This window comes from Kribbella sp. NPDC051952, from assembly GCF_040680855.1.
In the GTDB taxonomy this organism is placed as follows: Bacteria; Actinomycetota; Actinomycetes; order Propionibacteriales; family Kribbellaceae; genus Kribbella.
This window is the reverse complement of record NZ_JBFAXQ010000022.1, coordinates 1-23581: the sequence shown is the minus strand read 5'-3', so window position 1 is coordinate 23581 and position 23581 is coordinate 1. Positions and strand designations below refer to the sequence as shown.

At 68.5% G+C, this 23581-nt stretch carries 22 protein-coding genes; 7 read left to right on the top strand and 15 right to left on the bottom strand.

The window, feature by feature from the left end; all coding sequences use genetic code 11:
• Nucleotides 1-13: 13 nt before the first annotated feature.
• The gene (msrB, locus tag AB0L70_RS31975; RefSeq protein WP_363690500.1) at nucleotides 14-430 is read left to right on the top strand and encodes a peptide-methionine (R)-S-oxide reductase MsrB; all 417 of its coding nucleotides are present in this window, start codon (nucleotides 14-16) and stop codon (nucleotides 428-430) included.
• Nucleotides 431-480: 50 nt separating this feature from the next.
• Nucleotides 481-2559, top strand: a complete 2079-nt coding sequence (locus AB0L70_RS31970) for an AAA family ATPase (protein WP_363690499.1) — start codon at nucleotides 481-483, stop codon at nucleotides 2557-2559.
• Here AB0L70_RS31970 and AB0L70_RS31965 read toward each other — a convergent pair.
• The 5 genes from AB0L70_RS31965 to hemE are packed head-to-tail and all read right to left on the bottom strand — an operon-like array spanning nucleotide 2556 to nucleotide 6596.
• Complete coding sequence (locus tag AB0L70_RS31965) at nucleotides 2556-2945, bottom strand: VOC family protein (protein ID WP_363690498.1); 390 nt, start codon at nucleotides 2943-2945, stop codon at nucleotides 2556-2558. The two genes, AB0L70_RS31970 and AB0L70_RS31965, sit on opposite strands and share 4 nt — an antisense overlap.
• Before the next feature lie 4 nt (nucleotides 2946-2949).
• Nucleotides 2950-3648: a hydrogen peroxide-dependent heme synthase gene (hemQ, locus tag AB0L70_RS31960; RefSeq protein ID WP_363690497.1), complete on the bottom strand. Its 699-nt coding sequence runs from the start codon at nucleotides 3646-3648 to the stop codon at nucleotides 2950-2952.
• Nucleotides 3645-5054: a protoporphyrinogen oxidase gene (gene hemG / locus AB0L70_RS31955; RefSeq protein ID WP_363690496.1), complete on the bottom strand. Its 1410-nt coding sequence runs from the start codon at nucleotides 5052-5054 to the stop codon at nucleotides 3645-3647. Before hemG ends, hemQ begins: the two co-directional genes overlap by 4 nt.
• On the bottom strand, nucleotides 5051-5557 hold the full coding sequence (locus tag AB0L70_RS31950) for a GNAT family N-acetyltransferase (RefSeq protein ID WP_363690495.1): 507 nt from the start codon (nucleotides 5555-5557) through the stop codon (nucleotides 5051-5053). The genes hemG and AB0L70_RS31950 overlap by 4 nt, the downstream gene beginning before the upstream one ends.
• Complete coding sequence (hemE, locus tag AB0L70_RS31945; protein ID WP_363690494.1) at nucleotides 5544-6596, bottom strand: uroporphyrinogen decarboxylase; 1053 nt, start codon at nucleotides 6594-6596, stop codon at nucleotides 5544-5546. Before hemE ends, AB0L70_RS31950 begins: the two co-directional genes overlap by 14 nt.
• A gap of 107 nt (nucleotides 6597-6703) precedes the next feature.
• Here hemE and AB0L70_RS31940 point away from each other — a divergent pair, with 107 nt between their 5' ends.
• Together AB0L70_RS31940 and AB0L70_RS31935 are read left to right on the top strand one after the other, a co-directional pair.
• Nucleotides 6704-7306 (top strand): DUF3000 domain-containing protein, encoded by a 603-nt coding sequence (locus AB0L70_RS31940; RefSeq protein ID WP_363690493.1) that lies wholly within the window; start codon nucleotides 6704-6706, stop codon nucleotides 7304-7306.
• Nucleotides 7303-8568, top strand: coding sequence for a ribonuclease D (locus AB0L70_RS31935; RefSeq protein ID WP_363690492.1), 1266 nt, complete (start codon nucleotides 7303-7305; stop codon nucleotides 8566-8568). The genes AB0L70_RS31940 and AB0L70_RS31935 overlap by 4 nt, the downstream gene beginning before the upstream one ends.
• On the opposite strand, the gene AB0L70_RS31930 is transcribed toward AB0L70_RS31935, so the two are convergent.
• From AB0L70_RS31930 to AB0L70_RS31915, 4 genes are all read right to left on the bottom strand, one after another.
• On the bottom strand, nucleotides 8565-9047 hold the full coding sequence (locus AB0L70_RS31930) for a VOC family protein (RefSeq protein WP_363690491.1): 483 nt from the start codon (nucleotides 9045-9047) through the stop codon (nucleotides 8565-8567). The two genes, AB0L70_RS31935 and AB0L70_RS31930, sit on opposite strands and share 4 nt — an antisense overlap.
• 64 nt (nucleotides 9048-9111) lie before the next feature.
• Nucleotides 9112-9600 (bottom strand): glutathione peroxidase, encoded by a 489-nt coding sequence (locus tag AB0L70_RS31925; RefSeq protein WP_363690490.1) that lies wholly within the window; start codon nucleotides 9598-9600, stop codon nucleotides 9112-9114.
• Nucleotides 9597-10274 (bottom strand): dienelactone hydrolase family protein, encoded by a 678-nt coding sequence (locus AB0L70_RS31920; RefSeq protein WP_363690489.1) that lies wholly within the window; start codon nucleotides 10272-10274, stop codon nucleotides 9597-9599. Before AB0L70_RS31920 ends, AB0L70_RS31925 begins: the two co-directional genes overlap by 4 nt.
• A 21-nt stretch (nucleotides 10275-10295) precedes the next feature.
• Nucleotides 10296-10961, bottom strand: coding sequence for a hypothetical protein (locus tag AB0L70_RS31915; protein ID WP_363690488.1), 666 nt, complete (start codon nucleotides 10959-10961; stop codon nucleotides 10296-10298).
• 184 nt (nucleotides 10962-11145) lie between these two features.
• Between AB0L70_RS31915 and AB0L70_RS31910 the strand changes: the two genes are divergently transcribed.
• Both AB0L70_RS31910 and AB0L70_RS31905 read left to right on the top strand, forming a co-directional pair.
• A complete protein-coding gene (locus AB0L70_RS31910) occupies nucleotides 11146-12348 on the top strand; it encodes an acetyl-CoA C-acyltransferase (RefSeq protein ID WP_363690487.1) in 1203 nt (400 codons plus the stop codon).
• Nucleotides 12345-14456: a 3-hydroxyacyl-CoA dehydrogenase NAD-binding domain-containing protein gene (locus tag AB0L70_RS31905; RefSeq protein WP_363690486.1), complete on the top strand. Its 2112-nt coding sequence runs from the start codon at nucleotides 12345-12347 to the stop codon at nucleotides 14454-14456. The genes AB0L70_RS31910 and AB0L70_RS31905 overlap by 4 nt, the downstream gene beginning before the upstream one ends.
• 71 nt (nucleotides 14457-14527) lie before the next feature.
• Here the strand turns inward: AB0L70_RS31905 and AB0L70_RS31900 are convergent, their stop codons facing one another.
• Nucleotides 14528-15091: a TetR/AcrR family transcriptional regulator gene (locus tag AB0L70_RS31900; protein WP_363690485.1), complete on the bottom strand. Its 564-nt coding sequence runs from the start codon at nucleotides 15089-15091 to the stop codon at nucleotides 14528-14530.
• A gap of 116 nt (nucleotides 15092-15207) precedes the next feature.
• On the opposite strand from AB0L70_RS31900, the gene AB0L70_RS31895 reads away from it, so the two are divergent.
• Complete coding sequence (locus AB0L70_RS31895; RefSeq protein WP_363690484.1) at nucleotides 15208-15738, top strand: cupin domain-containing protein; 531 nt, start codon at nucleotides 15208-15210, stop codon at nucleotides 15736-15738.
• A 25-nt stretch (nucleotides 15739-15763) separates the two neighbouring features.
• Here AB0L70_RS31895 and AB0L70_RS31890 read toward each other — a convergent pair whose 3' ends face one another.
• The 5 genes from AB0L70_RS31890 to dxs all read right to left on the bottom strand — a co-directional run bounded on the left by AB0L70_RS31890 (nucleotide 15764) and on the right by dxs (nucleotide 23414).
• Nucleotides 15764-17050, bottom strand: coding sequence for a hypothetical protein (locus AB0L70_RS31890; protein WP_363690483.1), 1287 nt, complete (start codon nucleotides 17048-17050; stop codon nucleotides 15764-15766).
• 59 nt (nucleotides 17051-17109) lie between these two features.
• Entirely contained in the window at nucleotides 17110-18591 is a 1482-nt protein-coding gene (locus tag AB0L70_RS31885) for an amino acid permease (RefSeq protein WP_363690482.1), read from the bottom strand.
• 117 nt (nucleotides 18592-18708) lie between these two features.
• On the bottom strand, nucleotides 18709-19989 hold the full coding sequence (locus AB0L70_RS31880; protein ID WP_363690481.1) for a hypothetical protein: 1281 nt from the start codon (nucleotides 19987-19989) through the stop codon (nucleotides 18709-18711).
• Nucleotides 19990-20143: 154 nt separating this feature from the next.
• Nucleotides 20144-21493, bottom strand: coding sequence for a hypothetical protein (locus tag AB0L70_RS31875; RefSeq protein ID WP_363690480.1), 1350 nt, complete (start codon nucleotides 21491-21493; stop codon nucleotides 20144-20146).
• Between the two features lie 31 nt (nucleotides 21494-21524).
• Complete coding sequence (dxs, locus tag AB0L70_RS31870) at nucleotides 21525-23414, bottom strand: 1-deoxy-D-xylulose-5-phosphate synthase (RefSeq protein ID WP_363690605.1); 1890 nt, start codon at nucleotides 23412-23414, stop codon at nucleotides 21525-21527.
• Nucleotides 23415-23581: the final 167 nt, after the last annotated feature.

The following is a 23581-nucleotide window of genomic DNA, read 5'->3' as shown; positions in this document are numbered from 1 at the left end:
CGATACTTGTGATGTGACTGATCAGACCAAGCAGTACGCCGTACAGAAGTCAGACGCGGAGTGGAAGACGCAGCTCTCCCCCGCCGAGTTCCACGTGCTGCGCAAGGCCGGCACCGAGCGGCCGTTCGTCGGTGAGTACACCGACACCAAGACGGTCGGTGTCTACAAGTGCCGGGCCTGCGACGCGGAACTGTTCCGGAGCGAGACCAAGTTCGACTCGCACTGCGGCTGGCCGTCGTTCTTCGCCCCGCTCGCCGAGGACCGGGTCGACTACATCGAGGACCACGACCTCGGCATGAAGCGGGTCGAGGTCCGCTGCGCCAACTGCGGCTCCCACCTCGGCCACGTCTTCGAGGGCGAGGGCTACGGCACCCCGACCGACCTCCGCTACTGCATCAACAGCATCAGCCTGACCCTCACTCCCGCCTGATCCTGCGCCTGATCCAGGTCCGTCACCCGGTGACGGATTAGAGTGAGCCAGTGCCTGATGACATTCGGAGACCGCGCGTACTCGATGTTCTGGCGGCCGACGAGCCGTGGGAGGTCCCGGACGCGTGGCTGGCGGGGATCCGCAGGCAGCTGAAGGCCTGGGCGGACGACCCGCAGGTGTTGCGGCCGCTGCGGGCGGGCGCCTTCCCTGACTTCGCCAAAGGCACACCGGCGGCGGTCTGGTTCACTCACCAGATCGCCCCGCTGCTGACCGGCTGGATCCCGGTCCTGCATGGCGAGTACGCCGATATCTCCGGTGAGATCACGCGCGACTTCTACCGGCCGACGGTCCGGCTGGGCGGTGCCGGACACCTGATCCGGGTCGCACCGGCCGACTGGCCGCTGCAGATGATCGCCGGTGCGCGCGGCTTCCGTGAGCCCGGCCGGCGGCAGGCGCTCCAACTGTCCCGGGACGCGGTGCGCCTGTTCATCGACGCGCCACCGATGACAGCCCGCGCGACAGCCCTGACCGCGGCGTTCGACCGCGTGCTGGCTGACCGCGAGGCGACCGACCTGCACGTCACCGGTGAGTACGACGCGATCGCGAAGTACTGGCGGGCCGAGGCGCTCCACGAGGACGAACGCGCGGCGCTGCCGGAGCTGAGCGGTGCGACGTCAGCCCTGCGCTACACGCTGCGGATGATGCGTGACACGCACGCCCGGCTGCTGATGGTGGTCCCGGACGAGTACGCCGGCGACTTCGCGGACCTGCTGGCCGGGCTGATCCTGGCCACCGGGCTCCGGGGTATCCCCCAGAACGTGGCCCAGATCCTGGGCAGTGCGACCGAGGACGTGCAGAAGGCCCTCGGCAACCTCCGGACCGGTTTCGACCCGCACGTCTGGCTGGCGAACAACACCGCCTGGCTGGCTCACGCCGTACGGCATGACCATCGGGCTGTCGCGCGGGCCTGGGCTGCTGCCGCGACTCGGGTGTCGGTGCACCTGGCCGGCGTACTCGGGGACGCGCCTTGGCCTGAGCCTGAGGTGCCGGATCTCGGTGCGCTCTTCCGCCTGCTGGACCGGGAGCGCTGGCAGGTTGTCGACGCCCACGTCGAACCCGAGAAGAAGCCCGAGCCCCTGGCAGCACCCGTCCGGAAGCCGGCGGTCAGGGCCGCCGCCGCCGAGCCTGAGGCTGGGACTGAGCCTTTGGCTGAGGTCGCCCAGTTGGCTGAGGTCCGGGCGATCCCGCGGGACACGTCGATCCCGGCGCCGGAGACGTACGACGACCCGCTCGCCGAGCTGGACGCCCTGATCGGGCTGGAATCGATCAAGGACTCCGTCCGCCGGATGGTGGCCGAGATCAAGACCAACCTGCGCCGCCAGGAGCTCGGCCTGCCGAGTCACGAGCGCGCCCGGCACATGGTGTTCGTCGGCAAGCCCGGTACGGCGAAGACGACGATCGCCCGTCTGCTCGGCCGGATCTACAAGCAGCTCGGCGTCCTCGAGAAGGGCCACGTGATCGAGGTCGACCGCTCCGACCTGGTCGGTTCCAGCGTCGGTACGACGGCGCCGATCACGGCGGCCAAGTTCCGCGAGGCCCTCGGCGGCGTGCTGTTCGTCGACGAGGCCTACACCCTGGTTCCCGACAACAGCCCGGGCGACTTCGGCCTGGAGGCCGTCACCACGATCCTGAAGATGATGGAGGACCATCGCGACGACTGCATCGTGATCGTGGCCGGGTACCACCGCGAGATGCAGCGGTTCATGGAGTCCAATACCGGTCTGGCGTCGCGGTTCCCGAAGCTTCTGTCGTTCAGCGAGTACGACAACAAGCAGCTCGTCGCGATCTTCGAGCTGCAGGCCCGGCAGAAGGGCATGCTCTACACCGACGCCGTGCTGGACGTGGTCCGCGGGGTCATCCCGCCGGCGCCGCGGGCGCACAACTTCGGCAACGGCCGGTTCATCCGGAATGTGCTCGAGGAAGCCATCTCCAACCAGGCGACGCGCCTGTCCGAGCGCGACCCGGACACCCTGACCGAGCGCGATCTGCGCGAACTGCTCCCGGAGGACGTCAAGCCACCGACGTCGATGCGCGCCGAAGACTACCTGTTCCAAAAACCAGGAACCTAGATCGGCGTTGCCAGGGCTACTGGGTTGCCTTCGGGGTCGGCGAGGTAGGCCTGGCGTTCGCCCCAGGGCATGTTGGCCGGCTCCTGCAGGATCGGGTGGCCGGCGGTGCGGAAGAGTTCCACGTCGACGTCGACGTCATCGACGTACACGAAGAGCTCGAAGCGGGGCGCCGTGCCGACGGTGATGCCGAGTTGGGCCTCGGGCCAGTTGGCGTCAGAGATCCCGAGCGAGGAATCGCCGCGCTCGAGGCCGACGTAGTGCGGGTCGCCTTCGAGCGGGAACTGGTACGTCGACTCGTACCCGAGCAGCGCGTAGAAGTCCACGGACCGGCGGACGTCGGCGACGTACAGGACCGGGAATGCCTTGCGGTGCCCAGAGTTGGCCACCGGGTCAGGCCAGGTTGGCGACCAGGTCGCCCAGTTCGGCCCGCTTGCCGGTGTAGAACGGGACCTCCTCGCGCACGTGCCGCCGGGCCGTGGACGCGCGCAGGTCGCGCATCAGGTCGACCATCCGGTGCAGCTCGTCCGCCTCGAACGCGAGCATCCACTCGTAGTCGCCCAGCGCGAACGACGCCACCGTGTTCGCCCGGACGTCGGGGTAGGTGCGGGCCATCTTGCCGTGCTCGGCGAGCATGAACCGCCGCTCCTCGTCCGGCAGCAGGTACCACTCGTACGACCGGACGAACGGGTACACACAGACGTACGCCCGCGCCTCCTCGTCGGCCAGGAAGGCGGGGATGTGGCTCTTGTTGAACTCGGCCGGCCGGTGCAGCGCCAACTGCGACCAGATCGGCGCGAGGTGCCGCCCGAGCCGCGACCGGCGCAGCGCGTGGTACGCCTTCTGCAACGCATCCGAGGTCGGCGCGTGCCACCAGACCATGAAGTCGGCGTCGGCCCGGAAGCCCTCGACGTCGTAGAGCCCGCGGACCACCACGTCGTCGTCGGCCAGCAGCTTCGCCAGCAGGTCGGACAGCTCAGCGGTCAGCTCGTCCCGGTCCGCATCACCCAGCGGGGTCTCCACCTTGAAGACCGACCACATGGTGTAGCGGATCACATTGTTGAGTTCACGAGCCTTCGGCTTCTCTGTCACGTTGCCATTGTCTCCAATGTCTTCAGGTGCGCCTGCACCCGGGTGGCCGCCTGACCACCCGACACCACGCACGCAGCGATTCCGACACCCCGGTACGCCGCTCCGCACACAGCCAACCCCGGCTCCGCGCCGACCGCGGCGTCCACCCGATCGATCCGGTCCAAGTGACCCACGGCGTACTGCGGAAGCCCGCCACCCCACCGGGTCACCAGTGATCCGACAACGGGTCCCTGCAACCCCATCGCACGCTGCAGGTCCGCGACGGCGAGCGCCACGAGCTCGTCGTCGGACCGCTGCAGCACGTACTCCTCGCCGATCCGCCCGACCGAGGCCCGCAGGACCGCCAGCTCTCCCCCGGCATCACCCGACCATGCCCACTTGTTGTGCGAGTACGTCGACGCCTTGATCGTCCGCCCTTCGACCGAGGGCACGAGGAAGCCGGACCCGGTCGCTTCAACCGGCCAATCCTGCTTCCGGACCGCCAGCGTCACGATCGCCATGCTCGCGTACTCGATCGCCGCCAGCTCGGTCGATGCCGCCGGCACCAACTCGGCCAACATCCGGGCCGCGGGCGACGCCGGTACGGCGACAATCACCGCGTCGGCCTCAAGCCGGGTCGGTGCGGGGACCGGTCCGGCCTCCAGCGAATACCCGGTGGCTGTGCGGGTGATCCGTCGTACGGCGAGATTGCGGCGGATCTCGACGCCGCGATCGATCAGGTCCTGCTCGAGCGCGGTGATGATCCGGTTGATTCCGCCCACGACACCCGCGAACACCGGTTGACCGGCGCGCTTCTTGCCCGCCTCCCGCAGTTCGGCCGTCGCCGCGAGGAGGCTCGGGGCGGTCCGCAGCTTGGCGTAGAGGTCGGGAACCGCGGCCGCCAACGAGATCTCTTCGGCCTTACCGGCGTACACCCCGCCGAGCAGCGGGTCGATCAGCTTGTCCGTCACCGCCGAGCCCATCCGCTCGGCGACGAACCGCCCGATCGCGACGTCCTCGGTCAGCGCAGGCACCGGCAGGTCGGCCTCGTGCGCGACCGCCTCGGCAGCCTCGGGACCCAGTACGTCGATCGTTGTGGCCGGGTCCATCGGGACGCCCATCACGGTCGGTGGGATCGCCCGGATCTGGTCACCGATCCACAGCCCGGCAGACAGGCTCTCCGGATGCACGATGTCGTCCGCCAACCCGACCGCGCGGATCAGGTCGACGGCCTCCGGTCGCCGGGCCAAGACCGACTCGGCACCAAGGTCGACCGGCACGCCCTCGAGCTCAGCGCCCACCAGCTTGCCGCCGAGCCGCGGCGAGCCTTCGAGCACGGTGATCTGCGGCGGGTTGGGTCCGCTCGCCAGCGCGTGCGCAGCCGCCAGCCCGCTGATCCCGCCGCCGACGACCACTACCCGGCTCAAGCGTCCTCCAGCATCAGCTCGTACTTGTTCCCCGGGCCCAGCTCCGTGTGCGAGTCACCGACCACCCGGAAGCCGACTCGCGTCAGCACCGCCCGCGACGCGCCGTTCCGCACCGACGCGCCCGCCCACAGCGTCGACAGCCCGTACTCCGTGGCGGCGAGCGCGATGACCGCGCGGACACCAGCCGTGGCCAGCCCTCGCCCGGCCGCCTTCTCCGCGATCCGGTAGCCGAGCTCGGCCGACCCGTTCTCCAGGTCCACCAGGTTCACCCGCCCGACCACCGCGCCGGAGGCGTCCACGAGGACGTGGAACCGGCAGATCCCGGCGGCCTGCTCGGTCAGCAGAGCGGCGTGCCGGGTCGGGAAGGAGGCGAAGTACTCGTCACCGCGATCCAGGATCCACTGGGCGAAGTACTCCCTGTTCTCCAGCTCGAACGCGAGGACGGCGTCCGCGTGCGCCGGGGTCAGGAGTTCCAGCGTGACCTCGTGGTCAGGCAGATACATGGCCCGCCTTCGAGTGGACGTACCGGACGATGCGGGTCAGGACCTCCGGATCCGCGGTCGGCGGGACACCGTGACCGAGGTTGAAGATGTGTCCGGGCGCCGCCTTGCCCTCGAGCAGGATCCGGTCGATCTCGGGCTCGATCGCGTCCCACCCGGCGAACAGCAGGGCCGGGTCCAGGTTGCCCTGGACGGGCTTCGGACCCGCGCGTCGTACCGCTTCGTCCAGGGGTACTCGCCAGTCGACCCCGACGACGTCGGCGCCGGCCGCGCTCATCAGGCCGAGCAATTCGCCCGTGTTCACGCCGAAGTGGATCCGCGGTACGCCGTACGACGCCATCGCCTCGAACACCTTCGCCGAGTGCGGCTGGACGAACCGTTCGTAGTCCCGCGGCGAGAGTCCGCCCGCCCACGAGTCGAACAGCTGGATCGCGGACGCGCCGGCCTCGACCTGGACGGACAGATAGGCGATCGCCACGTCGGCGAGCCGGTCGGCGAGCGCATGCCAGAGCTGCGGGTCGCTGTACATGAGCGCCTTCGTCTTCGCGAAGTCCTTGCTCGGCCCACCCTCGACCAGGTACGACGCCACCGTGAAGGGTGCGCCCGCGAAGCCGATCAGCGGGGTCTCGCCGAGCTCGGTCACGAGCTGCTTGACCGCGTCGGTGGTGAACTGGACGTCGGCCGGCGTGACCGGGCGAACCGCTGCGAGGCCGGCCGCGTCCCGGATCGGGTCGGCGACGACAGGGCCGACTCCCGGCTTGATCTCGATGTCCATACCGGCCGCCTTCAGCGGCAGGACGATGTCGGCGTAGAAGACCGCCGCGTCGACGCCGTAACGGCGCACCGGCTGCAGCGTTATCTCGACAACGAGGTCCGGACGCATACAGGACTCGAGCATCGTGATCCCCTCGCGGATCGCGCGGTACTCGGGCAGGGCGCGGCCGGCCTGGCGCATGAACCACACCGGAGTGTGCGGCCCGGGTTCACCCCGGGCGGCGAGCAGGAAGGCGGACCGGGCAACAGAGGTTTGCGTCGAGGGCACACATGGATGATGCCACGCGGCGTTTTCGCGTCTGAGCGTGCGGTCGCGGCCTGTTACCGGCGCGTCGTCGCCAGCGTCGGTGTGTAATCAGTCGTAGGCTGCGAAGCATGGGTGCCCGCAAGCAGGTCGACGCGCCACCCGCGGAGTTCGCCGAGGCCGTGACGCAATTGCGCGGAGCTCGGTTCCGGCCCGAGGTCTTCGTCGAGGAGATGCCCGCGCCGCAGCGGATCGCTCCGCATGCGGCGGCGGTCAGCGCCGACGTGACGGTCGACGGTGACGATGTCGCCACCGGCCGCCTCGTCATCCTCTACGACCCGGACGGGAACGACGCCTGGCAGTCGACCTTCCGCTGTGTCGCGTACGTGCGCGCCGCCGTCGAACCGGAGATGGTGACCGACGCGCTGCTCGGTGGCGTGGGCTGGACCTGGTTGATGGAGGCGCTGGCGGACCGGGGCGCAGATTTCCTGGCCCCGAGCGGTACCGTCACCAGAGTGGTATCGGAAAGCTTCGGCGGTATGGCCGACGACGACGCGACGGCGGAACTCGAGATCCGTGCGTCCTGGAGCCCGGTGCCGGGAGCTGACGGCAGCGTGGATGTGACCCGGCACGCTGAGGCGTGGGGCGAGGTGCTCTGCACAGCGGCCGGATTGCCGCCGGTTCCGCCTGGGGTCGTCGCGATGCCGACCCGGCGCGGACAGCGGGGCCGATGAGCCCAGCCGAAACCCAGCAGCCGCAGCCCGTCCCGGACGACCCGACCGCGAACCTTCCGTTGCTCGAGCTCCGTGACGGGCTCTCCGAGGTCATCGACACCGACCCGGCACTGGCCGAGGTCGTCGATGCGTTCCGCTCCGGCACCGGCCCGGTCGCCGTCGACGCCGAGCGCGCCTCCGGCTACCGCTACTCACACCGTGCGTACCTGGTCCAGCTGCGCCGCGAGGGCTCCGGATCAGCCTTGATCGACCCGATCCCGTTCGGTGACCTGTCCTCACTCGGTGACGCGATCGTCGACACGGAGTGGATCATCCACGCCGCCAACCAGGACCTGGCCTGCCTGGCCGAGGTCGGGATGGTGCCGCGTTCGGTCTTCGACACCGAGCTCGCCGGCCGCCTGCTCGGTTACCCGAAGGTCGGCCTGGCCTCACTGGTCAGCGAAGTCCTCGGCTACCGGATGCGCAAGGAGCACTCGGCCGCCGACTGGTCGACCCGCCCGTTGCCCGCACCCTGGCTCGTGTACGCCGCACTCGACGTCGAGATGCTGATCGAGCTCCGCGATGCGATCGAGCAGGAGCTCCGCCGGGACGGCAAGTGGGAGTGGGCCGAGCAGGAGTTCGCCGCGATCCTCGACGCCCCACCGAAAGAGCCCCGGCCGGACCCGTGGCGCCGTACGTCCGGGATGCACCGGGTCCGCAATCGCCGGAGTCTGGCCGTCGTACGGGCGTTGTGGGAAGCGCGCGACCAGATCGCCGAGTCCGCGGACATCTCCCCCGGGCGGATCCTGCCGGACGCGGCGATCGTCGAGGCCGCGTCGGCGATGCCGGCCGACCGGGACACGCTGCAGAAGCTGACCGCCTTCAAGGGCCGCGGCGCGCACCGCCACATGCGGACCTGGTGGGAGGCGATCGACCACGCGCGCCGGCTCCCCGACTCCGAGCTCCCGAAGCAAGGCCCCCGGTACGACGGTCCGCCGCCGGCCCGCGCCTGGGCCGACCGGGACCCGGACGCGGCGGCTCGGTTGTCCGCCGCGCGGACCGCGGTCGCGGAGATCGCCGAGGCGCACCGGCTACCGACCGAGAACCTGCTCTCCCCCGACACGATCCGTCGGCTGGCCTGGTCCCCACCGCCGGAGTTAGACCTCGAGGTGGTGACGACCTTCCTGCGCGAGCACCATGCCCGCGGCTGGCAGATCGCCCTCACCGCCGAGACCCTAACCGACGCCATGGCAACCGAGGCCCCCGCCAAACCCCTGGACTAACCAGCCGGCCGGAACAGCGAGCTCTGCACGTACTGCATCGCGTTGAGGAACTTCTGGTCACCGAACCGGCGCCCGATTTCGGCCTCGTCCACGATCTCGATCCGGGTCTGCAGCCAGTACAGGTTCCCGAACGGGTCGTGCACCCGCGCGACGACGTCACCCCAGAACAGATGCGTCGGCTCGGTCACCACCGTGCTGCCGGCCGCGACCGCGTTCTTCACCGCGGTCTCGACGTCCGGCAGGTAGAAGCGCAGGAACGCCGGGGTCGGCGGCCAGTCCGACTGGTCAAACATCATCACCACCGAGTCCCCGATCCGCATCTCGGCGTGCCCGATGCGGCCATGGTCGTCGACGACCCGGCCGCCCAGGTCCTCGGCACCGAACGCGGCAGCGAGGAAGTCCATCAGGCCGGCCGTGTCGTGGCCGATGATCCACGGCGTGACCGAGTGATAGCCCTCGGGGATCGGCGTGACGGTCATGATCGTGCTCCTTTGGTGGTTGGTTGGTACCACCGTAGGAGCAGATCAGGACGGGTTCTGGCCGCTACTTGGCGAGCTGGGTCTCGATCGCGCCGACGACCTCGTCGGACTCCGGCTCGGTGCGCGGGCGGAACCGGGCCGCGATCGTGCCTTCCGGGGTGATCAGGAACTTCTCGAAGTTCCACTGCACGTCGCCGGCCTCACCCTCGGCGTCCGGCGTCAGGGTCAGCTCGGCGTACAGCGGGTGCCTGCCGTCGCCATTCACCTCGAGCTTGTCGAGCATCGGGAAGGTCACGCCGTACGTCGTCGAGCAGAACGTCTCGATCTCCTCCGCCGTGCCCGGCTCCTGGCCGCCGAACTGGTTGCACGGGGCACCGAGGACGGTGAAGCCGCGGGATGCGTACCGCTCCTGCAGCTTCTCCAGGCCCTCGTACTGCGGGGTCAGACCACACTTGGACGCCACGTTGACGACGAGGATGGTCTTGCCTTTGTACTCACCGAGCGAGGTGTCCGCACCGGACAAGGTGGTCAAAGGGATGTCGTACAGGCTCATGCTGTTCCTTGGGAGGTTGGAAGGTAACGGGCGAGAAAGTCTTCGGTACGCCGCCACGCGAGCGCGGAGGCGTCCGCGTGATGGAAGGCCGGCAAGGGGTTGTCGAAGGCATGACCGGCCTCGGGATAGCGGTGGATCTCGGCATCACCGAGGGCCGGGACGACCGTGTCGGGATCGACGTAGGTGTCGGCGTCGCCGAAGTGGTGCAGGCTGGTCGCGGTCACCTGCGGTGCGAGCTCGAGCAGGCCGGGTATCGCGGAACCGTAGTAGCTCACCAGCACATCCGGCGACGAGACCGCGGCGACGTTGAACCCCAGCCCACCGCCGAAGCAGAACCCGACGATCCCGACGCCCTTGTCGCGGCCGCGGACATACTCCAGCGCGGCCACGGAGTCGATGACGGCCTGGTCCCAGTCGACCCGCTGCATGATGCCGATGGCGCGGTCCAGCACCTCCGGGTCGGACTCGTCCAGCGACCTGTCGTCCAGCCGCCAGTAGATCTCCGGCGCGACCACGTAGTACCCGAGGGCAGCCAGATCCGCGGCACGTTGCTGGATGTAGTCGGAGACCCCGAAGATCTCCTGCAGGAGGAGCAATCCGGGGGCGTCACCGTCGGCGTCGCCCCACTCGTGGACTGGCATCAAACCTGAGCCGGTATCGATCTCCAAGGTCACATCGTGAAGCCTACTGGTCGCCTAGCGAACTTCCACGGCCTCTTGTCTCGTGGGCGTCTGCACGGGCGCGGGCATCCACAGCTTCGATTCCTCGATGGCCGCGGTCAGCAGGTTGTACAGCCGCTCGTCCGGGTTCGGTACGCAGGCCTGCGAGATGCCCTCGACCGCACACGACACGGCCCGGGGTGCGGTCCGGCGCGCGAAGTCCGGCGTACCCCTGCGGGCTCGGGCGGTGAAGGAACGGGCCCACTTTGTTGCGGACGGGACCGACTCCAGGACCGCGAGCGAGTCCGGCTCGACGTCGTCCAGTGGGCGACCGTCCAGCGCGGCCAGGTGCTTCTCCCCCACCAGCAACGCCACAGCCAGGATGTACTGCCGCTCCTGCGAGACCACGGGCAACGCCTGCTGGATGCAGCGCGCGGTCACCCTTGGTACGACGTGAGGGTCCTCAGGCGTCAGCCCGATGACCGATGGGATGAGTGGCGCCAGCCGGGACCGGCCGGCGTCCGTCGTACAGTCGTTGACGTCTCGGGCCACGCCCGCGAGCAGCGGGTGCGTGCAGGCCGGATGGTCCGACCAGGGCTCGCCGGCCAGGTACGAGGCGAACTCCATGAAGCAGGCGCCCTTGCGAGGGTTGCGGTGCTTGCCCCGGCTCAGGACCGGTACGGCGAGATCAAAGTTGTTCATTGAACGGCTCCCCATAGCTACCTGGCTCCAGCATGCGCCGATTCGGGGCGGTTCGCCACGGGTCACGCCTGAGTGACGGTCTCGCTGTGCTTTGTGACCGGCCGCACAGCGCGTGGCGGTTGGGGAGTTGTGTTACCGACGGGTAGCCTAGGGGTAGCTTTCCCGACCCCAGAGGAGCGCCCCCGTGCCCCGTGAGATCCGCGATGTCGTGTTCGTCGACGGCGTTCGCACCCCGTTCGGCAAGGCCAAGGGCCAGTACGCCGAGACGCGTGCCGACGACCTGGTGATCAAGTGCATCCGGGAGCTGCTGCGACGCAACCCGTCGCTGCCCCCGGAGAAGGTGGAGGAGGTCGCCATCGCGGCCACCACCCAGATCGGCGACCAGGGTCTGACCATCGGCCGGACCGCAGCTCTGCTCGCGGGCCTGCCGAACACCACTCCGGGCTACGCCATCGACCGGATGTGCGCGGGCGCGATGACGGCCGTGACCACCCTCGCGTCGGGCATCGCCTTCGGCGCACAAGACGTGGTGATTGCCGGCGGGGTCGAGCACATGGGCCGGCACCCGATGGGTGAGGGCGTCGACCCGAACCCGCGGATCATCTCCGAGAAGCTCGTCGACACCTCCGCCCTCGTGATGGGGTCGACCGCGGAGAACCTGCACGACCGCTACCCCTCGATCACCAAGCAGCGCGCCGACGCGTTCGCGGTCGCCTCCCAGGAGCGCGCGGCCAAGGCCTACGCGAACGACCTGATCCAGCCGGACCTGGTGCCGATCGCGACCCGGTCGGCCGAACAGGGCTGGGGCTACGCCACCACCGACGAGCCGATGCGCCCGGGCACCACGATGGAAGACCTGGCCAAGCTGAAGACTCCGTTCCGCCCGCACGGCCGGGTCACGGCGGGCAACTCTGCCGGGATCAACGACGGCGCGACCGCCGCGCTGATCACCTCGGCCGAGGCCGCCGCGGAGCTCGGCCTGAAGCCTAAGATGAAGCTGGTCTCGTACGGCTTCGTCGGCGTCGAGCCCGAGGTGATGGGCTTCGGCCCGGTCCCGGCGACCGAGAAGGCGCTGAAGCTGGCCGGGCTGACGATCGACGACATCCAGGCCTTCGAGGTGAACGAGGCGTTCGCCGTCCAGGTGCTGGCGTTCCTGGAGCACTACGGCATCGCGGACGACGACCCGCGGGTCAACCCGTACGGTGGCGCGATCGCGTACGGCCACCCGCTGGCCTCGTCCGGCATCCGGCTGATGAACCAGCTGGCCAAGCAGTTCGAGCAGCGCCCCGAGGTCCGCTACGGCCTCACCACCATGTGCGTCGGCCTCGGCATGGGCGGCACGGTCATCTGGGAGAACCCGAACTGGGAAGGGAACGCGGCCGCATGAGCTTGCAGGAACTGATTTCCGAGGCCGTCGCCATCGAGACCGATGAACTGGTGACTTTTGCCCACTCCCGGGACGTGGTGCTGCCGGGTAAGGCCGGCACGATGGCGCTGATCACGCTCGACAACGGGCACGACCACACCAAGCCGAACACGTTCGGACCCAAGGGTCTGGCGTCGCTGAATGAGGCGATCGACGCGGCGCTGGCTCGGGACGAGATCGTGGCGATCGGTGTGACCGGGAAGCCGTTCATCCTGGCCGCGGGTGCGGACCTGACCGGCGTACCGAAGCTGACGGATCGTGAGCAGGCGCTGAACCTGGGCCGGATCGGTCACGGTGTGATGCGCAAGCTCGTCGACGGCGGCAAGCCGTCGTTCGCGTTCGTGAACGGGGTGGCGCTCGGCGGTGGCCTCGAGGTCGCGCTGCACGCCACGTACCGGACCATCTCGGTCGCGGCCGGCATGCTGTCGACGCCCGAGGTGTTCCTCGGTCTGCTCCCGGGCTGGGGTGGCAACTTCCTGCTGCCGAACCTGATCGGTGCCGACAAGGCCGTCAAGGTCGTGGTCGAGAACGCCCTGAACCAGAACAAGATGCTGAGTGGGCCGGAGGCCGTGCAGTTCGGCATCGGCGACGTACTGCTGGACTCGGCGGACTTCCTGGAGCAGTCGCTGCTGTGGGCTTCGAAGGTGCTGACGGGTGAGATCGTCGTCGAGCGGCCGGAGGTCGACCGCGGCGACGCGTGGGACGCGGCTGTTGCCCGAGGCAAGGGATTTGCCGATGTGAAGGTGAGCGGGGCGGCGCCGGCGCCGTACCGGGCGCTGGAGCTGATCGCGGCGGCGAAGGACAACGATCGCGATCGTGGGTTCGCGGCGGAGGACGAGGCGCTCGCGGATCTGATCATGAGCGAGGAGCTGCGCAGCGGGCTGTACGCCTTCGACCTGGTGAACAAGCGGGCCAAGCGTCCGGCCGGTGCGCCGGACAAGTCGCTGGCGCGTCCGGTGACGAAGGTCGGCGTTGTTGGTGCGGGTCTGATGGCGGGACAGTTGGCGTTGTTGTTCGCGCGGCGGCTCGAGGTTCCGGTGGTGCTGACCGACCTGGATCAGGAGCGCGTGGATCGTGGGGTCTCGTATGTCCACGGTGAGATCGACAAGCTGCTCGCGAAGGGCCGCGTTCGCTCCGACAAGGCGAACCAGCTGAAGGCGCTCGTCACCGGGTCGGTCGATCGTGCGGTGTTCGCGGATGCGGACTTCGTGATCGAGGCTGTGTTCGAGGAACTGCAGCTGAAGAAGACGATCTTCGCCGACCTGGAGAAGATCGTCCGGCCGGACGCGATCCTGGCGACGAACACGTCGTCGTTGTCGGTGACGGAGATGGCGGCGGAGCTGGCGCACCCGGAGCGGGTGGTCGGGTTCCACTTCTTCAACCCGGTTGCGGTGCTGCCGTTGCTGGAGATCATCCGGGCCGACAAGACCGACGACCCTTCGCTGGCGACTGCGTTCGCGGTCGGCAAGACGTTGAAGAAGTCGTGTGTGCTGGTGAAGGATGCGCCGGCGTTCGTGGTGAACCGGTTGCTGACGCGGTTCCTGGGTGAGGTCAGCGCGGCGGTGGACGAGGGTACGCCGATCACCGAGGCGGACAAGGCGTTGTCGGCCTTGGGGTTGCCGATGCCGCCGTTCGTGTTGCTGCAGCTGGTCGGTCTGCCGGTTGCGCTGCATGTAGCGGAGACGATGAACCGGGCGTATCCGGAACGGTTCGCGGTGTCGGAGAACCTTGCGAAGGTTGTTGCTGCGGGCAAGAGCTCGTTCTACATCTGGCCCGAGGGTAAGCCGGTCGTGGACCCGGAGGTCGAGGCGCTGGTGACGGTCGGCGACAAGCCGTCCACGCCCGAGGAGCTCCGCACCCGGGTCCTCAGCGCCCTCGCCGAAGAGATCCACATCATGCTCGAGGAAGGCGTAGTAGCCGAGGCCCAAGACATAGACCTCTGCCTCCTCCTAGGCGCCGGCTGGCCCTTCCACCTAGGCGGCATCACCCCCTACCTGGACCGCTCCGGCATCTCGGAGAAGACCAACAGCTCCCGCTTCCTCCCCAAGGGCGCAGCAAGCCTCGCCTAAGCCTGCCGGCTGGGGGCCGCTCCGGCCCCCAGCGGATCGGGCGGCGTGCAACGGGCCGGCACCGGGACTGATCAAGGGGTCAGGAAGACCTTGGTCGCTTCGGTGGCGAGTGCGTCGGCGTCGGGGCTGGTGGCTGGGTCGGTTTGGGCCAGGTGCATCAGCCCTAGGATCGCTGCGTACGCGACTCGCGCGCGCGAGGCGGCTCGTTCCGGGGAGAGACCGAGTTCTCGATAGGTGTGCGACAGCAGGTTCAGGCGCGCCTGGTTCACCTGCTTGACGGCCTCTCGGACCCGGGGGTCGTTGCGGTCACCAAGCAAGCTCAGGTGGGCCGAAGGGGCCAGTGGCTGGACGGCCTGGACGACGACCGTGAGCAAGTTGCGCAGGCGCGCCTCCGGGTCGGCGATCGCGGCGAATTCGGCGAGTCCCTCGTCGCCGTGCGTACGCACCCATTCCGAGAGGGCCGCCTCGATCAGCTCGTCCCGGTTGCGATAGTGGGCGTAGAAACTGCCTTTGGTCACGCCGAGCGTCCGCGCCAGCGGCTCGACCGCGACTGCCGCCAGCCCGCCGCCTGCGATCGCCTTCAGCGCGGCCCACGCCCAGTCCCGGGCGGTCAGGCGGGTCGACTCGTTCGCCACGGACGGCAATGATACGCCACCGTATTGACCGATCCCGCGGACCGAGAATACGGTGGCGTATCAATACGGTGCCGTATCAATACGCGGCAGCATCGAGGAAGGATCGGGCCGAGCGCATGAAGGTACGCCGAGTAGTGACCGGACACGACGTCGACGGGAGGGCCCGGGTGGTCGACGATCGCGCCGTCGAGCCGATCAGGTCCGCGCTCATGCCCGGCTGCGCGGCGTACCGGTTGTGGGGCCGGGACGACCGGCCCAGGTTTCCCGACGACGGTTCGCCACGGCCCGCGCATGCGTACTACCCGCCGCCGGCGGGATCGCGCTTCATGATCAACCTGATCCCGCCGGGCGAACTGGTTGCTCCGCCGGGTCTGGACGTGGGCGCCGAGATGGTCGAGTTGGAGCGGCAGATGCCCGGGGCGATCGCGACCATGGAGGCGGACGATCCCGGCATGCACACCACCGACAGCATCGACTACGTCCTGGTCGTCTCCGGCGAGATCACCCTGGAGCTCGACGACGGCGAGCAGACGGTGTTGCGGGCAGGCGACGTGGTCGTCCAGAACGGCACCCGGCACGCGTGGCGCAACCAAGGCACCGAACCCTGCACGATCGTCGGGGTCGCCGTCGGCGCCGATCGTTGCTGAGGGCAAGCGCGGGAGGATCGAGGGATCAGCCCTTGTACTTCTTGGCTGCGGCGACCAGTTCTGCGGGGGTTTTGCCTGTGTGGTTTTTGAGGATGGTTGTGGTGGAGGGGTGCTGGGCCAGGTCTGTGTAGAGGGACGCCAAGCCCTTCTCCCCCAGCTTGGATTCCAGGTACGACGTGATCCACCAGCTTTGCCCGTACGCCTTGTCCCCGCTGGCGTCGAACTCGGCAGGACCCGGGAGCACCTTCATCCCGGGCAGGTATTTGCTCCGGACGACCTTCCGGTAGGGATCAACCGTCCAATGCGGATCGTCCTCGATCGACGCGCAGCGGACGTACTCGGCCAACCCCTCGACCAGCCAGATCGGCGTGAAGCTCCCGACCGGCGTCGTCGCCACGTGCGTCATCTCGTGCGCAAGTAGATCCTCAGTCAGCTCCTTGCGCACGGCCGGATTCACCACGATCCGGCTACTCACGGGAGCTCGCGTCTTCGGCCCGATCGGCTCACCGTCGTACAGCGTGACCGCCTTCGCCGCGACCGTCCACCCGGACCCCGATCCAGATGTCCACAGCAACGACATCACCCGCGGCTCCGCCATCGCGACGACCATCACGGCACCGTTCCACGGTCGCGGCCAATGCCGTCGTACCGCATCGACCGCACCTTGGGAGACCTTCGCGATCTTCTCGCCGAGCGCGACCTCCCGCTTGTCGACCACGACGACGATCTTGCCGCGGCGTACGACCGCGATCTCCTGGTAGTCCCACGGCTGCCGATGCCCGTCCCGGCTCAGCTCCGCATCGATCGCGCTGTCCTCGACCAGCACCCACATGCCGGCCCGCTGGACGAACGTGTACCCGAGATCCGTCTGCACCGGCTTCGTGTCCAGACCGGCCAGCTGATACCGCATCATCACCCGAGTCGTGAACGTATCCGGGCCGTACTTCGTCAGCTCCGGCACCTGCCGCTCCTCGGCCGCGAAGTACGTCAGCTTCGCGAACCCGAACTTCCGCAGGTTCGTGAACAACACTCGCTGCCGAGCCACCAACTGCGGCTGCTTCGGATCCACCGCCGCCAGAAACCCGCGCAGATCCCCCTTCAGTACGGCGTTGGCCCGACCGGCCAGCAGTACGTCGATCTGCGCCTTACGCGCGTCCTTCTCCGCCTCCGTCAACGGCCCGGGCGTGGCGGCCGCAGCCACCGCGCTCGCACCCGAGGACCCACTCCGCTCGGACCGAATGACGACCACCCCCGCGGTAGCGGCCAACGCCAGCGCGGCCAATGCCGCGAGCAAGCGTCTCGGGTGGTTCATGGGTCTCCCTTGGATGGTCGGCTGATCCTACCCGGCAGCCGACCACCCGAGAGCCTGGATCAGGCCTTCGTGACCTCGCCTGTCCGCTCCTCGATCCCGACGCGGCTGCGCCGGTAGCCGTACAGCGCGTAGATGACGAAGCCCAGCACCATCCAGATCGCGAACCGCAGCCAGGTCTCCAGCGACAGGTTCAGCATCAGGTAGATGCAGATCACCGCGGCCAGGATCGGGATCACCGGGTTGCCCGGCACCGTGAACGAGCGCTGGACGTCCGGCCGGCTCTTCCGCAGTACCGGTACGGCGATCGAGACCAGCGTGAACGCGGCCAGCGTGCCGATGTTCACCATCTCCTCGAGCTTCCCGATCGGGGTCACGCCCGCCACGATCGCGACCACGATGCCGATCCCGATGGTCAGCCGGTACGGCGTACCCCACTTCGGGTGCGTCTTGCCGAGTTGACGCGGCACCAGGTGGTCGCGGCTCATCGCGAACACCACCCGCGCGGCACCGATCATCAGCGTCAGTACGACAGTGGTCAGGCCTGCCACGGCACCCGCCGAGATCAGTGTCGCGAACCCACCACGGCCGACCGACCGGAACGCCTCGGCCAGCGCGGCCTCACCGTTGATGTCGGAGTACTTCACCATGCCGGTGATCACGATGCAGACCAGCACGTAGAGCACCGTGCAGATCGCGAGCGAGCCGATGATGCCGCGGGGCAGGTCGCGCTGCGGGTTCTTCGCCTCTTCGGCCGTGGTCGCGACCACGTCGAACCCGATGAACGCGAAGAACACCAGCGACGCACCCGAGACCAGGCCCATCACGCCGAACGTCGACGGGGTAAACCCGAACAGGGCCTGGAACAACGGTGTGGTCAGCTCGACACCGCCACCCTCGGCCGGAACGCTCGGCGGGATGAACGGGGTCAGGTTCGAGCTCTTGATGTAGAACAGGCCGGCGATGATCACGAACAGGACCACGAAGAGCTTGATCGCGACCAGCACCAGGTTGACCCGCAGCGACTCCTTGATCCCGATCGTCGCGAGCGTGGCCAGCACGAGGACGAGCAGCATCGCCAGCACGTTCACATGACTGTCCGGGCCTATCGACTCCGGCCAGCCCAACCCGATCTGATCGAGGAACAGAGCGGCGTACGTCGACCAGCCCTGCGAGACCACGCTGGCGCCGAGCATCAGCTCGAGCAGCAGGTCCCAACCGATGATCCAGGCAAAGATCTCACCGAGCCCGAAGTACGAGAACGTGTACGCCGATCCCGACACCGGGACCGTGGACGAGAACTCGGCGTAGCACAGGGCTGCCAGCGCACAACAGATCGCGGCGAAAACGAACGACAACGCGATACCAGGCCCGGCGTACAACTTGGCGGCGCGACCGGTGAGCGTGAAGATACCGGCACCGATGATGACGCCGATGCCGAAGACGGTCAGGTCGATCGCGGTGAGGCGTTTCTTGAGCTGGTACTCCGGTTCGTCGGTGTCCGCGATCGACTGCTCGATCGTCTTCTTCCGCACAAGACTCATCTGCGCCTCCTCGACTGTGTCCATTCAAGGACCGGACGGAACCATTCGAGATTGCCTCGCTGACCACGTGAGGTCAATCCGCCACTCAGAGTAGGTCCGTAAACCGTGTTTCGGGTCTCAGCGTTGCGGCCGATAGGACTGCAGTGATGTCCATAACGTTGCCTCGGTCAACCCGCTGCGACTCAGCAGGATCCGATCCCGCGACGCCTGGTCGGTGCCGTGCATCGCGAGGTCCTCGTACAGCTCCTCGACGTGGTCCAGCCCGATCCGCTGGACCAGGTACCGGACCGCGAGCCAGCTCACGCCGTACACGTCGGCGGAGTTCTGGTAGAAGCCAGCGTCGGTCGGCAGCGCGCTCAGTGTCGGCATCGCGTCGTCGATGACCTCCTGCTCCCACTTGCCGACCTCACCCGGTCCGCTGATCGCCTCGATCCCCCGCCAGGAGACATACTCGGCCGCGCCTTCGGCCAGCCAGAGCGGCTCGTATCCGCCCAGGTCGGCGGTGGCCACGTGGGTGATCTCGTGCGAGAGCAGGATCTCGTCGACCCGGTCGCGCTCGTTCGGGTTGATCACGATGTACGCGCCGGCGACCGTACCGTCGGCGGTGTCCGCACCGGGCAGTGAGGAGAAGGTCGAGCCCGCACTCGCGGCCGACTCGATGTCCTCGTCGGCGAACCGGGCATCGCGGACCTCGCTCTCGTCCAGCGCGATCACGAACACCGAACCACGCCACTTGCGCGGCCAGTACGACGAGACCTCGGCGAGCCCCTCGGTTGCCTCGGTCACGATCGCCCGGCCGCGCTTGGTGTCGCCCTTCTCAACGGCGACCAGGACGCGCGGTCCGCGCAGCACCTCGATCCGGCCCAGGTCCCAGGCCTCCTGGTGCGCGCCCGGACCGAGGTCGGTGTCCAGATCATCGTCGTCGGTCAGCACCCAGCGACCGGCCCGATTGATGAACGTGTAACCGAGCTCGGTCGTCACGGGCGCGACGTCGACCTGCGGGATCTGGTAGCGCATCAGCACCCGGACCAGGTACGTCGTACGTCCGTGGGCCTTCATCACCGCGGCGTTGAAGCGCTCTTCGGCCTGGCTGTAGCCGATCTCCTGGAAGCCGATCTCGACCAGGTTCGCGAACAGCACCTTCTGCGCGGCGATGAGTTTCTTGTTCGCCGGGTCGACATCGGTGAGGAACAGCGCCTCGTTCCCGGTCTGCACAGCCTGCGCCCGGCGCAGCAGGATCGTGTCGACCTCGACCCGGCGCGCGGCGACCGCGGTGGCGGTCCGCGAGGGCGTGGCGGTCTGGGTCGGGGTCTGCGTCGCGACCGGACGGTCCCGGGCATCCCGTTCCCGCTCTTCAACGGTGTAGGCCACCCCGCCGGAGACAAGCGCCACCGCCACCAGCAACCCCAGCCAGCGGCGAGGTCCTCCAGGCGGGGGCTGAGCACCCGGCGGTCCGGCGCTCGGCATGGTCGCACTCACTTCGGGCCGTTCCCCTCCGAGTACCCGTCAGTCGAGCGGCTACCCTACACGGCTCTGGTCGTGTCTGGTGGCCTTACGCGGCTGCGGCCGTCTTGAGGGCTTGGAAGAGTCCGGCTTCGGTCAGGTTGATGTGTTCGACCATGATCCGGTCGCGTTCGGCCTGGGTCGAGCCGAGCGCGGCGAGCTCTTGGTAGAGCGTGCCGACCTCGGTCCCGCCGTACCGCTTGAAGAGGTACTCGACGGCGAGCCAGGACAGCGGGTACGCACTGTCGGCCTGGTCGAAGAACTTCGCGTCGACGGGCAGGCTCTTCGCCTTGGCGAGGTACTTCGTCTGCACGTCCAGCTTGTACTGGTCGAGCAGCAGCGGCTCCTCGCCCTCCATCGGCAGGAACTCGACGTACGTCGCCGCGCCCTCGACCAACCACCGCGGCGCATACGGCCCGTACGGCGCGGTCGCAACGTGAGTGAACTCGTGCGCCAGTGTCCGCGCGTCGACCTTGTCCCGGTTGCGCGGATTGATCACGACGTAGGAGTCGGCCCGCTCCCCCTCGCCGGTGGCTTCGCCGGGCAGCGTTCGGTAGACCCACGTCGCCATCGCCAGCGCGTCCTCGGCGTTCTTCGGCTGGGTGTAGTCGGCACCCCGGACGATCTTGTCGTCGAGGGCGATCACCACACCGGCGCCCTTCCAGCCACCCGGCCAGCTCTTCGTCACCGCCGTCACCGCGCTGCTCGCCATCTTGGTCAGCTTCGTCGCGAGCTGGACCTGGCCCTGCTCGACGACCACGAGCACCCGCGGCGCGCGCTTCACGAGCACCGAGCCCGTGTCCCAGGCCTCCTCGTGCGAGCCGCGCGGGAGCCGTTTGTCCAGGTCGGTGTCGGAGACCAGCATCCAGTCACCGGGCGCCTTCTCGGTGAACGTGTACCCGAGCATCGCCCGGACCGGGACCATGTCGATGCCCCGGATCTGGTAGCTCATCGCGATCGCCACGAGGTACGTCGACGGGCCGTACTTCTGCGCGATCGCATCGTCGTACTGCTGCGACATCTGCTCGTACGCCAGCCGGGCGAAGCCGAACTGGCGGAGATTCGTGAACAGGGTCCGCTGCCGCGCGACCAAGTTCTTGTTGCCCGGGTCAACGTCGGCCAGGAACTCCGTCTCGTTGTCCGCGAGCACGGCCTGAGCCCGCCGCTTCAGCACCTTGTCCACCGCCGCGGCCCGGGCGGCCAGGTCGATGGCCGGCGTGGTCGGGCCTGCGGTCGCGGCACCCTCGGCGCGTTCACTGGACTGGTGCAGAGCGAGACCGCCGCCGACCGCGCCCGCCACCAGGAGCAGCGAGAGCAGCAACGGCCACATCCGCGTACGCCGTCGCGCGGCCGAGTGCCGGCTGCGCGGCGGCGCGGAGTGGCGCCCACCCTCACTCACGGTCCGGCTCCTGGCTCGGTCCTGGTCCGGCTCAGGCGCTACCCCGGCCACCGGCCGGGTCCGGCTCGCTGAACGCGTCGCCTTGACGGCGAGCGATCAGCTCGGTGATGTCCCGGGCGAGCTCCTGCCCGGTCAGTCCGATCTCCTGCAGTACGGCGGGACGCTTGGCGTGCTCGAGGAACTTCTGCGGGATCCCGAAGTCGCGAACCGGCGTGCTCACGTCCGCGTCCCGGAGGGCCTGCGCGATCATCGAGCCGCAACCGCCGGCGCGGCCGTTGTCCTCGATCGTCACCACAAGCTTGAAGTCCGGTGCCAGCTCGACCAGCTTCGGATCGACCGGCTTGACCCAGCGCGGGTCCACCACGGTCACGCCGAAGCCCTGCGCCTCCAGCCGCTGCGCGACATCCATCGCGGTCGCGGCCATCGCACCGATGCCGACGAGCAGGACGTCGTTGCCCGAGCGCTTCAGCACGTCGATCGTGCCGATCCGGTCGATCGTGTCGATGTCCGGGAACACCTCGCCCTTGGCAAAGCGCAGCACGGTCGGGGCGTCCTCCACCGCGACCGCTTCGTTGAGCAGTTCCTCCAACCGGGTCCCGTCGCGCGGCGCGGCAAGGCGCAGGCCGGGGACGACCTGGAGGAGCGACATGTCCCACATGCCGTTGTGGCTCGGGCCGTCCTCACCAGTGACACCCGCGCGGTCGAGCACGAACGTGACGCCGCACTTGTGCAGCGCGACGTCCATCAGGACCTGGTCGAAGGCCCGGTTCAGGAACGTCGAGTAGAGGCAGACAACCGGATGCAGACCGCCCATCGCGAGGCCGGCCGCACTGGTCACGGCGTGCTGCTCGGCGATGCCGACGTCGAAGATCCGGTCCGGGAACTTGTCCGCGAACGGCGCCAGGCCGGTCGGGTGCAGCATGGCGGCGGTGATCGCGACCACGTCCGGGCGCTCGCCACCGATCCGCACCATCTCGTCGGCGAACACGTCCGTCCAGCCACGCGGCTTGTTGGCCGGCCGGATCTGGTGGAAGTTGTCCTCCTCGTCCTGCTCGGCGGCGGCGTACCCGAAGCCCTTCTGGGTCACCGCGTGCACGATCACCGGGCCGCCGAACGCCTTCGCGCTCCGCAGCGCGTCCTCCATCGCCTCACGGTCGTGACCGGCGACGGGACCTACGTACTTGAGGCCGAGGTCCTCGAACATGCCCTGGGGGGCGAGCATGTCCTTGAGGCCCTTCTTCACCCCGTGCAGGACCTCGTACGCCGGCGGGCCGACATACGGCGTACGGCCGAGGTTCTTCTTGATCAGGTCGAGGATCTTCTCGTACCGCGGGTTGGTGCGCAGGCTGGTCAGGTGGGTGGCCAGGCCCCCGACGGTGTCGCTGTACGACCGGCCGTTGTCGTTGACGATGATGACCAGCTTGAGGTCCTTGGCGGCGGCGATGTTGTTCAGCGCCTCCCAGGCCATGCCGCCGGTCAGGCCGCCGTCACCGATGAGCGCGACCACGTGCCGGTCGTCCCCGCGTAGCCGGTAGGCCTTCGCCAGACCATCGGCGTACGAGAGGGCCGTCGAGGCGTGGCTGTTCTCGATGATGTCGTGCTCGGACTCGGCCTGGCTCGGGTAGCCGGACAGGCCACCGTGCTGACGGAGCGTGTCGAACTTCGGCGCCCGGCCGGTGACGAGCTTGTGGACGTACGCCTGGTGGCCGACGTCGAAGACGAGCCGGTCCCGTGGTGAGTCGAAGACCCGGTGCATGGCCAGGGTGATCTCGACCATGCCGAGGTTCGGGCCCAGGTGGCCGCCGGTGCGTGACACCGTCTCGACCAGCACGTCCCGGATCTCGGCAGCGAGATCGGTGAGCTGCTGACCGGTCAGCTTCTTGAGGTCCGCCGGCCCTCCGACCGTCTCCAGCACGCGCATCGAGCTCCTCCCGAAGGTCATCCTCGAAGCCTTGAGTCTATTCACCCGTCGCCCGGAATCCGAACCCGGCAACCGCTCTCAGGGCAATCTCACACATTGGGATGCCTACTGAGCGTAATTTGTTCGGGACCGGCTCTAGAGTGAGGGGTATGGAGCCAGACCGGGGC

Excerpts from the sequence above, each read along its gene's own strand:
- AB0L70_RS31950 (WP_363690495.1), bottom strand. The coding sequence starts at position 5,557 with ATGTATCTGCCTGACCACGAGGTCACGCTGGAACTCCTGACCCCGGCG.
- AB0L70_RS31940 (WP_363690493.1), top strand. The coding sequence starts at position 6,704 with ATGGGTGCCCGCAAGCAGGTCGACGCGCCACCCGCGGAGTTCGCCGAG.
- AB0L70_RS31935 (WP_363690492.1), top strand. The coding sequence starts at position 7,303 with ATGAGCCCAGCCGAAACCCAGCAGCCGCAGCCCGTCCCGGACGACCCG.
- AB0L70_RS31930 (WP_363690491.1), bottom strand. The coding sequence starts at position 9,047 with ATGACCGTCACGCCGATCCCCGAGGGCTATCACTCGGTCACGCCGTGG.
- AB0L70_RS31925 (WP_363690490.1), bottom strand. The coding sequence starts at position 9,600 with ATGAGCCTGTACGACATCCCTTTGACCACCTTGTCCGGTGCGGACACC.
- AB0L70_RS31915 (WP_363690488.1), bottom strand. The coding sequence starts at position 10,961 with ATGAACAACTTTGATCTCGCCGTACCGGTCCTGAGCCGGGGCAAGCAC.
- AB0L70_RS31905 (WP_363690486.1), top strand. The coding sequence starts at position 12,345 with ATGAGCTTGCAGGAACTGATTTCCGAGGCCGTCGCCATCGAGACCGAT.
- AB0L70_RS31895 (WP_363690484.1), top strand. The coding sequence starts at position 15,208 with ATGAAGGTACGCCGAGTAGTGACCGGACACGACGTCGACGGGAGGGCC.
- AB0L70_RS31890 (WP_363690483.1), bottom strand. The coding sequence starts at position 17,050 with ATGAACCACCCGAGACGCTTGCTCGCGGCATTGGCCGCGCTGGCGTTG.
- AB0L70_RS31885 (WP_363690482.1), bottom strand. The coding sequence starts at position 18,591 with ATGAGTCTTGTGCGGAAGAAGACGATCGAGCAGTCGATCGCGGACACC.
- dxs (WP_363690605.1), bottom strand. The coding sequence starts at position 23,414 with ATGCGCGTGCTGGAGACGGTCGGAGGGCCGGCGGACCTCAAGAAGCTG.